10 protein-coding genes are annotated in these 12,784 nt (G+C 33.8%); all 10 read left to right on the forward strand.

What is annotated here, in order from left to right:
* Positions 1–408 precede the first annotated feature (408 nt).
* The 10 genes from lepB to DWY01_RS09135 all read left to right on the forward strand — a co-directional run bounded on the left by lepB (position 409) and on the right by DWY01_RS09135 (position 12,707).
* Positions 409–1,089, forward strand: a complete 681-nt coding sequence (gene lepB, locus DWY01_RS09090; protein WP_243001997.1) for a signal peptidase I — start codon at positions 409–411, stop codon at positions 1,087–1,089.
* Positions 1,090–1,107: 18 nt separating this feature from the next.
* A complete protein-coding gene (locus DWY01_RS09095) occupies positions 1,108–1,341 on the forward strand; it encodes a hypothetical protein (RefSeq protein WP_117995811.1) in 234 nt (77 codons plus the stop codon).
* Between the two features lie 81 nt (positions 1,342–1,422).
* Entirely contained in the window at positions 1,423–6,030 is a 4,608-nt protein-coding gene (locus DWY01_RS09100) for a SpaA isopeptide-forming pilin-related protein (protein ID WP_117995812.1), read from the forward strand.
* The gene (locus tag DWY01_RS09105; RefSeq protein ID WP_117995813.1) at positions 6,027–6,398 is read left to right on the forward strand and encodes a hypothetical protein; all 372 of its coding nucleotides are present in this window, start codon (positions 6,027–6,029) and stop codon (positions 6,396–6,398) included. Before DWY01_RS09100 ends, DWY01_RS09105 begins: the two co-directional genes overlap by 4 nt.
* The gene (locus DWY01_RS09110; RefSeq protein WP_117995814.1) at positions 6,355–7,512 is read left to right on the forward strand and encodes a SpaH/EbpB family LPXTG-anchored major pilin; all 1,158 of its coding nucleotides are present in this window, start codon (positions 6,355–6,357) and stop codon (positions 7,510–7,512) included. Before DWY01_RS09105 ends, DWY01_RS09110 begins: the two co-directional genes overlap by 44 nt.
* Positions 7,513–7,548: 36 nt before the next feature.
* A complete protein-coding gene (locus DWY01_RS09115) occupies positions 7,549–8,361 on the forward strand; it encodes a class C sortase (protein WP_117995815.1) in 813 nt (270 codons plus the stop codon).
* The gene (locus tag DWY01_RS09120) at positions 8,346–9,164 is read left to right on the forward strand and encodes a Cna B-type domain-containing protein (protein WP_117995816.1); all 819 of its coding nucleotides are present in this window, start codon (positions 8,346–8,348) and stop codon (positions 9,162–9,164) included. The genes DWY01_RS09115 and DWY01_RS09120 overlap by 16 nt, the downstream gene beginning before the upstream one ends.
* Complete coding sequence (locus DWY01_RS09125) at positions 9,161–9,745, forward strand: sortase (RefSeq protein ID WP_117995817.1); 585 nt, start codon at positions 9,161–9,163, stop codon at positions 9,743–9,745. The genes DWY01_RS09120 and DWY01_RS09125 overlap by 4 nt, the downstream gene beginning before the upstream one ends.
* 102 nt (positions 9,746–9,847) lie before the next feature.
* Positions 9,848–11,206 carry a Trk system potassium transporter TrkA gene (gene trkA, locus DWY01_RS09130; protein WP_117995818.1) on the forward strand — a complete coding sequence of 453 codons (1,359 nt, stop codon included), beginning with the start codon at positions 9,848–9,850 and terminating at the stop codon, positions 11,204–11,206.
* Positions 11,190–12,707: a TrkH family potassium uptake protein gene (locus DWY01_RS09135; protein ID WP_117995819.1), complete on the forward strand. Its 1,518-nt coding sequence runs from the start codon at positions 11,190–11,192 to the stop codon at positions 12,705–12,707. Before trkA ends, DWY01_RS09135 begins: the two co-directional genes overlap by 17 nt.
* Positions 12,708–12,784: the final 77 nt, after the last annotated feature.

Here is a 12,784-nt window from a genome sequence, read left to right on the forward strand (position 1 = left end):
TAACAAAGCTTAATTGATATGTCATGACAATTTAAAATGAAAAAGGCTAGCCAAAATGACTAGCTCAAGAAATAGGATGTTGAATAGACCGAAATAAAAGGGTTATGAAAAAAGGTCTATTCAACAAAACCTAGTATAATACTATATTATGAATTTGCAAGTATTTAGTTATAAAGTTATTTGCACAATTTAGTAATACTATTTGTATATTTTAATCGAGTATATTTTATAGAAATTATTAAATATAACCATAAATATATAAAAAGGCTATATATAAAGTCTAATAATAGAAAAGAATATAAAAATATTATAACCAGTAAATTAAAAAGTTAAAAAATTGATTGAAATCGCTTTCAAAAAGAGTTATATTTTTGTGTGACAAATGTCATTTTACATATGATAAATACAATGTCGTTTTACTTTAAAATAAAAGATGAATTGGGATTGAGTATGGATAAAAAGGATTTAAAGCACTTGAAGCGAAGTGAATTGATTGATCTGATTGACAAAGTACAATCCGAAGATGATGTCATATCAAATGAAGAGGTAAAGGAAGAACAGGCAAGATTAAAGAGTCGTGCCAATTATTTTAAGAATGTACGAAAGACATTGAGTGTATTAGTGGTTGTGGCAGCCATTTCTGTTTTAGTGGCTACACTATGGATGCCCGTACTTGAAATATATGGTTCTTCTATGTCACCGACTTTGGAGTCTGGTCAAATTGTCGTTTCATTGAAAAAGAAAAATATTAAACAAGGAGATATCATAGCGTTCTGGCAAGGAAATAAATTGTTGGTAAAGCGAGTCATCGCTGGTCCAGGACAATATATTGATATCGATGTGAATGGAAAGGTCTTAGTAGATAATAAACCTATAAATGAGGATTACATTGATGCAGCCTCATTAGGAAATTCAGACATTAACTTTCCACATCAAGTAGAAGAGTCGCGTTGGTTTTGTATGGGAGACAATCGGGATACTTCCATTGATTCAAGAAGTGCAGTAATTGGAGATGTTTCAAAAGATCAAATCGAAGGGCAGGTTGTCCTTCGCATTTGGCCGTTAAATGTAATTGGAGTTATTAAATAAAGAGGGAGGCATTGCACTATGAATAATAGGGGTGCGGATTATATAAAGCGGTTGTTGAAGGATAAAGAACGATTTAAAAAATGGAAACGCATCATGTTGGCACTATCATGCGTTGTTGTATTCATAACTGTATATGCATTAACTATACCTGCAGTAACTCTTGCATGTGATAAGGAGGAGCATGTACATACTACAGAGTGTTATGATGAAAATAATGAATTGATTTGTACAAAAGAAGAACATACGCATTAAGAGGATTGTTATGAAAAAGAAGAGCAAGAACAAGAGCCTATAGAAGAAGAGGATGAGACTCAGGTAGCTTCTAATGAAGAAGTGACTAATCCTGAAGAGGAACAAGATACTACAGAAGGTGAAGAAACAACTACACAAACGGATTATGAATTAACAAATAATGATATCACTTCAATTGAAGTGGATTATAAAGATGCGAATGGACATTGGCAAAAAGTTGATATTAATAATGGTGAAGTTAACCCAGGCGATACAGAGATTTATTTAAAAGTGAATTTTGAAAAAATTAAAATAGAAGATTTATTAAATCAGCATAATTGCACACTTACGTATCAAATCCCTGATTTTTTGCGTGATGCCCAAGGTGCTGGAAAGCTTTATGAGGGTACAGAGATAATAGGAACTATTACAGTTGTAAATAATCAAGCTAAGGTTACTCTTGATAAAGCTTATCTACAAAAATTAATCGAAACAGGTAAGACCCATTTAAAAGGATATTTTTGGGTACAAGGACAAATAAATCTAGCCACAATAGTAAATAAAGGTGATAAAGCTGTTTTAACTTTAGGAGATAAAACAGTTACTTTGAATTATGGTCCGGATTGTATTGAAAAATTTGGTGGTGTAACGATAAAAAAGGAATTTAAAGAAGTAGATAAAATAAATAATTATGTAGCTTATAAAATCACTGTTGAGGCAGGTAAGGATGGATGTAAAAATCTATATGTAATTGATCAATTTACTTCAAATGGTAATTTAGTTAACTATGAAGGCATTACACCAACAGAAACTGAATTAAAAGATTCGAGTGATAATCATGAACCATGTGAGATAGTAAAAGGATCCATAAATCATGGAAAGATTTACCTGGCTGATAGTGCGGATTCTACAACCAAAATACCTGATTCAGGAGAAACCAATATCACAAAACCTTGTATTGTATGGAATATTCAAAATATGGGAGCAAATGAGAGTCGTGAACTTACTTATTATGTGAAACTTAAGGATGATGTTTATTTAAGAAATCAACAAATCACTAATACTGCAACGTTGTATTCAAATGGCTCTCAAGGTGTTTATGATAGAGGTTCAGGTGGTGAAGCAAAATTTACTCCTACTATAGATTACACTGGTAAATTTACTAAGTCTGTAAATGGAAATATCAAAAGAAACAATGATGGTTCATATACCATTCCTTTTAAATTAGCTGTTGCCACAGACAAAGATAAAAGTAATTACACAATCAAGAATTTACAATTCCGCGACTACTTGAGAAATATAGACAGCGATTTATTACAATATGTTACTTTTGATAACAATTCATTTGAGTTGTATAAGAATGATCAGCCAATTGATGCTACAAAATATAATGTGAAATGGTCTACTGAGACTAATAATACAAATTTTAAAGAATGGAATGAAGTTGAAAATCCTAAGAGTTTTAAGCTTTCTGGAAATGAAGGTAGTCCAATTGATTTAAGTCCTGGTGAGAGTTGTTATGTGACATATAACGTTATTGTAAAGCCTGAGGCTTTTGCCAAAATGCATTCAGATTCAATAACAGTGGATAATCGTTTTGTTGCACATGCAGATAACGTGGATCAACGTCTTGAAGGTGGATTTGATGCTTGGTTTTCTAAACCAATCATTAAAACGTATGAATGGAATGGTAAACAGGTAAATCAAAATGCTACAACAAAGGATTTATCAGAAACAATAAATGGTGATAAATATACGTATAATGGGGATAAAGTTGAAAAGGATTCAGACTCAGAAAATAGCTTTACAGTTCCTAAGGGAAGCTATAAATATACAGTTGAAACAAATAAAACATTGAATGATTTCGATGTCACAGATGTAACAATGACAGATACTTTAACTTCAAAATATATGAAGTATGTTGGGTATGTGAAAGTAGAAGCTTTACAAGCAAACACAATTTCAAGTGATTTAAATAAAGAGTCATCAGATACTTATACGTTACAGCCTACTTATGAAACAGTAGGGACTAAATGGGTCAAGATAGATGGTAGAAAATCATTTAGTTTAAAGCCTTTTGATTTAGGCTGGACTGATACTGATAAGAAATATGCGTATCGTTTTACGTATTATGCAAAGCCAGATAATTTAGGTGCCTTTACGGAAACTACGGTAAAGAATAAATTTACTTTGAAGGGAATTGTAAAGAAAGGAAAGGGAGAGTTTAATTTTACTGAGAATGATGTTTCTAAGGAAACGACATTAACTATTAAGGGAAGTTTGAACATGACTGTTAAGAAGGTGTCTTGGTATTATAATGAGCCTACAAAAGATTCAGGTGCATGGTCTAAGGGTGAACTTTATTGGGTAGTTGATGTAGGTGGCACACAGATTGCGCAAGGTACAACATTCCGTGATTTGATAAAAACGGATGATAAAACAACCGAATCATATTTACATGATGATTCATTGGTGGGTATTTACAAAGGAACACTTCCAAACGGAAAATCGATTTCTGATTATAAGGATTTAAATGATTTAACTAGTAATGTAGGTTTAACTCCTATAAAGGATGAATTTAAGACGGATTTCAATGGTACAGCCCCAAATTATAATGAGTTATTTTTCACTGCAAATGATGATATCAAGCTAGAAAATGGTGAAAAGGTTTATATGATTATAAAATCTGAACCGGCAGAACTTCCATCACCTACGAATAATCGTGATACAAAAACTTTTAAAAATAGTATTAGTATCGAGAATGATAATAATTATGTTTCTGAACAAACGGCTGAAAAGACTTTGTATACAGCTCCAAATATTTTAAAGGAGTTAGGACAGGTTTTTAAATATGATGGAAAAACAGTTACAAATCTTCAAATAGGTGCTGATAAAACAGATTCGGGAACTGCAGATACAAGTAAGATTTGTACAGATTTGTTAAAAGACAGTCATGGAGTCTTTGTATCATGGGCATTTAAAGTTAACTATGATGGTAAATTGAATGGCGAATATAATGTTTTGGAAGATATTCCAGAAGGTATGGAGCTAAGCTACATTCGTTTAAAATGGCATGGTGCAGATGCTTCAAGTGTTCGTTCAAAAGAAATTTCAGGAATTGATAGTACTGTTTGGGAGGAAGTAAATAATACTTCAACTAACGATAATAAAGAATCTGAAGATACGATTTATTATGTCAATAAAAATAACAAGCAAGCTATGATACAACTTGGTGATTTTGTGGCGAAGGAAGAAAGAGACAATAATTCAGTGGATGTACAGGTTGTTTGTAGGGTGACAGATTCAAAGGTATTGTTGGGTGCTGAATCTCAAACATTTACGAATAAAGTTACACTAAAAAAAGATGATAAAATCATTGATACGGCAAAAAGTGCTGAAACTATTCAACTAACTGAAGAAAATAAGAATATTGATAAAAAGCAAGGTCAAAGTAATGGACAAAAGATTGATTTTGAAATCAATGCGAACCAGCTTGGTCAAACACTTCCAACAAATGATGGTGACAAATTAAAGCTAGTGGATGAATTAGGTGAAAATCTACAGTTGGATACAACTTCAATTAAAGTGTTTAAGAACGATACGGTACAATTAACAGATTGTGATACTTCATATACTAATAATACTTTGGAAATTACAGTTCCTAATAATGTTCCAATTAAGATTACTTATACAGTTACTGTAAATGCTAAACCAGGTGACTCTGTAAAGGTATCAAACACAGCTTATTGGAAGGGTTATTCTAAAGACAGTGGTAAAACAGTTGGATATGATTATTCATATACAGTAGGTGGAGGTATTGAAGCTTTCTCAAAAGTAAACTTTAAACTTACAAAACAAGATGAATATAACCTGAATAAAGTATTACAGGGTGCTGAGTTTAATATAGAAAAGTGTGAATTAAATGAAAATGGGATTACTACATCGAAAATAGTAAGTGTAACTACGGGTGTAGACGGAACAATAGCTCAAGATTTAGATTTTGATACACTGTATAAAATAACAGAAACAAAAGCACCAGATGGCTATGTTCTTAATAGTAAGCCAATTTATATCTTGGATGTAAAAGATAAAGATAAAAGTTATGTAACAAATATTGAAAACATCATTAAAGATGGTAAACTTTTTGTACGTTACAAACAACAAAATTTTGACATACAAGTTCAGAATCGCAAGGGTGAAATCACTGTAGTCAAAAAGTTTATCAATGATGCCGCAGGAAAGTCAACGAATCCAGTAAGTGGAACATATAGCTTTGGGTTATATGATAACGCACAAGGAAACGGCGATCGAATACAAACTCAAACAATTACCTATAATGCGGGTAAAACACAAGAACAATCAGTGAAGTTTATCAATCTAGAATTAGGTAAAACATATTATGTTTTTGAATTAGATGATAAAGGTAATCCGATTGTTAATTCTTCCCAAGAAGTAACAATAAATAAATTGCAGTATAGAGTAGAGTATAAAAATGAAAAAGGTGAATCTCCAAATGCTGCAACAAACGGGCAAACGGTAACTGTTACAAACAGAAGCCGTACAAAAATACTGCCTTCTACAGGTGGGTATGGATCCCTGCTTTACAGGATATCAGGTGCAATGTTGGCACTAGCAAGCTTGATATACCTGACAAATATATATAAAAAGAATCATTTAGATGACACATCAAAGAAAAGGAGAAAGAAATGAAACTAATTAAAAAAATTGCTGCCATTATGTTTGCGTTCATGATGGTAGTATCTATGAGCTGTAACGTAAAAGCGGAAGAAACTGAAGGTATTTATGGTCAAAAAGATGGATCAATAACAATCACTGGTGCCCTTCCAGATCAGACTTATACAATTTATGAAATGTTGAAATTGGAAAGTTTTAGTGGGGATAATTATTCATATACCATTGCTGACGGTTGGAAAGAATTCTTTAAAGATGGTGCAGATGGTGCTAAATACATGCAAAAAGATGAAAATGGTTATATGTCTTTTATAGCAGGTAAGAAAGGAGATTCTGATATACGTGAATTTGCGCAAAAGGCATTGGCATACGCAAAAAAAAACTAAAGGAATTAACACACAAAACAAAAGCACAAATGTAAATGATACTACTGTTACATTTAATAATTTACCTCTTGGTTATTATTTAGTTGGTTCAACTACTGGAGCTTTATGTGGTTTAGATACTACACACAAGACAGTAGAAATCGCAGAAAAGAATAGTGTACCAACAGTAACTAAAAAAATTATAGAAGACAATAGACTTGTAGAAACAAACACAGTTAATTATGGGGATATCGTTAATTTTCAAGTAGATATAAACATAGGTAAAGGGGCTAAAAACTATGTATTACATGACAAAATGGACCAAGGTTTAACATTAAATACATCAACTTCGCCTAATATTTCTCCTATAAATTTCCATGATCAAAGTAATAAAAATCCTAGCTATAATACAGATTTTACAGTAAATACTGCACCAGATGATGGTTGTACGTTCCATGTTGAATTTCAAGAAAGCTATTTAAATACTTTAACGGAATCTGTTGTGTTAACGGGTAACTATGCGGCTACAGTTAATGAAAATGCAAAAATTAATGAAGCTATAAATAATAAAACATGGTTATCTTATGGAGATAGTAATAATAAAACAGAATCTAAAACAGAAACTTATACATATGGTATTAAAGTTTTTAAATATACAAAGAATGGTGAGAATAAAGATGGTTTAAAAGATGCACAATTCAAATTGTATACTGATAAAAAATGTGCTAATGGGGATGAGGTAAATCTTAAAAATGATACTAGTGTAGGAACTTATTTGGTAGCCAATACAAAAACAGGGGATAATATCATGATTTCTCCTCAATCAGGTAGGTTTGAAATTAAAGGTTTAAAGGCTGGCACATATTATCTAAAAGAAATTAAAGCTCCTACGGGATATAATAAATTGGCTAATCCAATCAAAATTACAATTTCACAAGATACTACAAAGAACCAAGTGATTACAGTTGGTGAAGATACTAATCCGGTAGATGAAGTTGGAGTACAGAACAAATCAGGAACACTACTACCACATACAGGTGGTGCTGGTACTACAATGATTTATCTAGTAGGTGCTTTACTTGTATTGGGATCAGGTGTTGTATTGGCTTCAAAGAGAAGATCAAATAGTAAGTAAGAATTCATATTATAAATGTAGGGAGAGGGTTGTAAAATGAAGAAACATATTTCAACTATAATTGCGATACTTGTTTTTATTACAGGCCTTTCCTTGCTTCTTTATCCAACGGTGAGTAATTATTGGAATTCATTATATCAGACTCGTGTTGTGGCGAATTATTCGGATACGATGGCTAAAATGAATGGGCAGGATAAAAAGGCTGCGATTGATGCGGCTAGTAACTATAATTCAAGTCTTGTTACGAATGCGGGTCGTTTTACACCGAGTGATTCAGAGCTTAGTTTATATAAGAGCTTATTAGATGCAGATGGAACGGGTATGATGGGATATATCGTGATTCCAGAGATTCAATGTAAGCTAGCTATTTATCATACGGTGGATGATTCTGTCTTGCAGGTGGGTGTTGGACACTTGGAGGGTTCGAGTCTTCCTGTTGGTGGCAAGTCTACGCATTGTGTTTTATCGAGTCATAGAGGACTTCCAAGTGCGAAGTTATTTACCGAATTGGATCGACTAAAAAAAGGGGATGTTTTCTATCTTCATGTATATGATCGGGTATTGACGTATGAAGTGGATCATATCGCAATTGTTGAACCGAATGATTATGGTTTATTAGAAATAGAAGAAGGACAAGATTTATGTACACTATTTACGTGTACGCCATATGGTATCAATACACAGCGACTATTGGTTCGTGGCCATCGTGTTGAGAATGCTTTAGGGGAATCGAGTTTAACTTCGGATGCCGCAAAGATAAACAGTCTAGTGGTGGCCTCTTGTGTGGGTATTGTGATTTTAAGTATAGGATTTATTATAAGGAGGGCAATGAGATGGAAAGAAAAATAAAGAATTGTATAGTATGTTTTATCGTCCTCTTTTTTATGGGATTTACTACAGTTAAAGCAGACACATTCGGTAGCTTAGTTATTTCATGTCCTATAGAAAATGTTTCGGTATCATTATATCGAGTGGCCGATACAGAAATGAATCTTGTTTCCCCTTTTTCTAAATATTCTGTTTCTTTAAAACAAGAAGATTTAAATGGTGTTGCGAATATATTGGAGAATCATATTCTTAAGGATCATATTGAGGCGGATTATACTTCAAATTCTGTGTTTTCAAATCTTGAATTCGGTGTATATTTAATTGTTCCTAGTGGCAGTGATGAATATGTTTTTCAGCCTTCTTTGGTGAGTATTACAGATTCTTCAGAAATAACTTCTGTATTAAAGTATGAGAAGAAGGAGAGTGTAACGTCTTTGCGTGTATTAAAAAGATGGAAGAATGATTCAAAGAAGAAGCGTCCTACCTCAATTTCAGTTGATTTACTTCAAGTGGATTCGAATGGAGTAACGAGTGTCATTGATAAACAAGTTCTTAGTTCAGATAATGCGTGGTCGTATACGTGGGATCATCTTTCTTCTTTGTATAGCTATCGTGTTTTGGAATCAAAGGTTCCAAGTGGATATACGGAAAGTGTGGTTCAAGAAAAGAATACGATGGTATTGACGAATACAGCAAATAAGACGATTACAGATAAGAAAAAAACAGATAAAGATCTTCCTTTAACAGGACAGTTATGGTGGCCAGTACCTGTCTTGTTGTTTGTGGGTATGAGCTTATTTGGATTGGGTAAGTACTTACGATGAAAGAAAGAATAGGAAAGGGCGTATCTTATTTAGGGATCATATTGATTGTTCTGGCAGTATCCTTATGTTTCTACAATGTATATGATAGTATTCGAGCGAATATATCTTCTAAATCGATTATGAATGATTATATGGCACATGTGTCTTCTGGTCCACAAGGATTTGTGCCAGACTATATTTTAAATCCAGACATGGATATGCCGGAGGTTGAAGTGGATGGTTTATCTTGTATAGGTGTGCTTGAAATACCTAGCTTAGATATTCGGCTTCCTGTAACAAGTACATTTAACTATGCATTGATGAAACAGGCTCCATGTCGCTATTACGGCAGTATATATAAGAATAATATGGTGATTGCGGCCCATGATTCGTGGTTTCATTTCGGAAGGATTCATACATTGAAGTCAGGTGATTCTGTTAAGTTTACAGATGCATCTGGTAATGAATTTGATTATTGTGTGGATGCAGTCGATGTTGTAAGTCCAAATAGTGTGGATGATGTGACAAGTGGCAAGTGGCCATTGACATTATTTACTTGTACTTTGGATGCACAAAATCGTGTGGTTGTTCGATGTAAATAGGGGGTAGAGTGAATTCTATCCCCTTTCACTAGATTTTTATATTTGAATTGTATTATACTTGAGTTAGGTTCCGTATCGGAATTTATTTTTTTTGGAGGAGTTATGAAAATTATTGTAGTGGGTGATGGTAAGGTTGGATTTGCGATTGCGAAACAATTGAATCAGGAAGGTCATGATATTACAGTGGTTGAAAATAAAGCAAATGTTTTATCAAGTACCATGAACCAGTTGGATATTGTTGGTGTACTGGGAAATGGTGCGAGCTTAGATACCTTGTTAGAGGCGCGTGTACCCTCTTCAGACTTATTGATTGCGGCTACATCGACGGATGAGGTCAATATCATTTGTTGTTTATTGGCTAAGAAATTGGGGGCTCGTCACACGATTGCACGTATTCGTAATCCAGAATACAACAATACAGTTCGTCTGATTAAGGAAGAGTTAGGCTTAAGTATGAGTATCAATCCAGAACAGGCGGCGGCTCGTGAAATTTTGCGTTCGATTCGTTTCTCAAATTCAATTAAGGTTTCTTCGTTTGCGAAGGGAAGAATTGAATTGGCAGAAATTAAGATCACAGAGAATTCACCACTTTTAAATATGCGTATGAAGGATATTAATCATCGTTTTAAGAGTGAAGTGTTATTCGTAGCGATTCAGCGCGATGGAGAAGTCATTATTCCAAATGGAAATACGGTGATTTCTGAAAATGATCGTGTAACGCTAACAGGTTCGACTAAGCAATTAGAAAAATTCTTTATTAAGATTGGTATTTTAAGTAATCGTACTGTCAATGAGGTAATGATTGTTGGTGGTGGACGTATTACTTATTATTTGACAAACATGTTGTTGGAATTGGGAATGGATGTCAAAATTATTGAAATCAATAAAGATAAGTGTGTTAATCTTGTTGAAAAATTCCCACAGGCTACGGTCATTCATGGAGATGGTACGGATCATGAATTGTTGTTGAGTGAATCTTTGGAAGAGATGGATGCGTTTATTGCGCTTACAGATAACGATGAGGAAAACGTCATTATTTCGATGTTTGCCCAAAGTCATGGAGTAACGCATGTATTGCCAAAGGTGAACCGTGTATCTTTAGGTTTCTTATTGGATAAGCTAGGACTAGAAAATTCAATTACGCCGAAGTTTATAACGGCCAACCAAATTGTGCAATATGTTCGTGCTATGCAAAACACGGTTGGGTCAAATGTTGAATCTTTAATTAAGCTGGTGAATGATAAGGTAGAAGCCTTGGAATTTAGAGTGCGTGACAATTGTCGTTTTATTGACGTGCCTATTAAAGATTTAAATATTCGTAAGGGAATCATTATTGCGTATGTAACACATAAGGGTGTTTCTAAAGTTGCGATTGGAGATACGCGTATTCAATTATCAGATACGGTCATTATTATTAGTAAGGTTGCAGGATTGAGGGATATCAATGATTTACTATCTTAAACATAACCTACATAAAGTAAATTGGGCCATGATTGGTAATGTATTAGGTATGGTCTTGATTGCGCAGGGCTGCCTGATGTTTTTGCCTGTCTTGGTAGATTTAATTTATCAGGAAGGTTTGTATGATTCATATTTGATTGTGATTGCGATTTGTCTTGTACTAGGCTATGTACTAACACGTAAAAGAGCAAGAGTGAATTCCTATTTTGCCAAGGATGGAATGATTGCGGTAGGATTGGCATGGATTGTTCTGTCTTTCTTTGGCGGTTTACCATTCTATTTATCAGGTGAAATTCCATCCTTTGTCGACTGTTTCTTTGAAGCTGTATCCGGATTTACTACCACTGGATCAAGTATTTTAGAAGAGGTTGAAAGCTTGAAGCATGCCACTCTATTCTGGCGTAGCTTTACCCACTGGATTGGTGGTATGGGTATTCTAGTATTTATTTTGGCATTGATGCCAAAGTCAAATGATCGTGATATGCACATTATGCGTGCTGAAGCACCTGGACCTACTATTGGCAAGCTTGTACCTCGTATGCGTCAGTCCGCAATGATTTTATATGCGATGTATATGGGATTAACTGTCATTATGGTTATCTTATTGTTGATTGGTAAGATGCCATTATTTGATGCGTTATGTAATACATTTGGTACAGCTGGTACCGGTGGTTTTGCGATTAAGAACACTAGCATTGGTGCTTATAATAATGCGTACTATGAAGTAATTATAACAATCTTTATGATTTTATTTGGTGTGAACTTCAATATGTATTACTTCCTTTTAATTCGAGATTTTAAACAGGTCTTTAGAAATGAAGAGCTACGTGCGTATTTAGGAATTATTTTATTTTCCATTACTTGTATCACATTGAATGTTTTATCTATCTATCATTTTGATGTGTTAAAATCTATACGCTTAGCTAGCTTTCAAGTTGGATCCATCATTACAACAACGGGATATTCAAGCTGTGACTATACGATTTGGCCACAATTTAGTAAGATGATCCTTTTCTTATTGACGATTCTTGGTGCGAGTGCAGGATCTACTGGTGGTGGTGTGAAGGTTTCTCGTATGTTGATCATTGTGAAAAAGATCAAGCTGGATATTCAAAAGCTTTTGCATCCACAAAAGGTAGAAGCTATTACCATGGATGGTAAGGTTGTTGATACAGAGGTTGTAAACCAGATCTTAGCTTTCTTCTGTAGCTTTATCATTATTGTAGGCATTATTATATTTTTGGTTTCTTTAAATAATCTTGATTTTGAAACGACAATTACTGCCGTAATTACATGTATTGGAAATGTAGGGCCTGGATATGGATTGTGTGGTCCCATGGGCAACTTCTCTATGTTCTCTAATTTTTCTAAAATTGTATTATCCATTGCGATGTTGATTGGTCGTTTGGAAATCTATCCAATCTTGATTTTCTTATCACCTATTCTTGGAATTCGTAATGTTTCAAAATCGTTCCATAAACGAAATAAGCGTAGAGCTTAATGAAATACCCTTTTGGGTATTTCAGATTGTTGACAAAAGCCTATACCTTTTCGTAAGGACATAGGTTTTTTATTGTA

It is taken from the genome of Eubacterium sp. AF22-8LB (assembly GCF_003458715.1).
Lineage (GTDB): Bacteria > Bacillota_I > Bacilli_A > Erysipelotrichales > Erysipelotrichaceae > Holdemanella.

Bases quoted from the DNA above. Each gene is read 5' to 3' on its own strand.
- lepB (WP_243001997.1), top strand. From the start codon at position 409: ATGTCGTTTTACTTTAAAATAAAAGATGAATTGGGATTGAGTATGGAT.
- DWY01_RS09095 (WP_117995811.1), top strand. From the start codon at position 1,108: ATGAATAATAGGGGTGCGGATTATATAAAGCGGTTGTTGAAGGATAAA.
- DWY01_RS09105 (WP_117995813.1), top strand. From the start codon at position 6,027: ATGAAACTAATTAAAAAAATTGCTGCCATTATGTTTGCGTTCATGATG.
- DWY01_RS09115 (WP_117995815.1), top strand. From the start codon at position 7,549: ATGAAGAAACATATTTCAACTATAATTGCGATACTTGTTTTTATTACA.
- DWY01_RS09120 (WP_117995816.1), top strand. From the start codon at position 8,346: ATGGAAAGAAAAATAAAGAATTGTATAGTATGTTTTATCGTCCTCTTT.
- DWY01_RS09125 (WP_117995817.1), top strand. From the start codon at position 9,161: ATGAAAGAAAGAATAGGAAAGGGCGTATCTTATTTAGGGATCATATTG.
- trkA (WP_117995818.1), top strand. From the start codon at position 9,848: ATGAAAATTATTGTAGTGGGTGATGGTAAGGTTGGATTTGCGATTGCG.
- DWY01_RS09135 (WP_117995819.1), top strand. From the start codon at position 11,190: ATGATTTACTATCTTAAACATAACCTACATAAAGTAAATTGGGCCATG.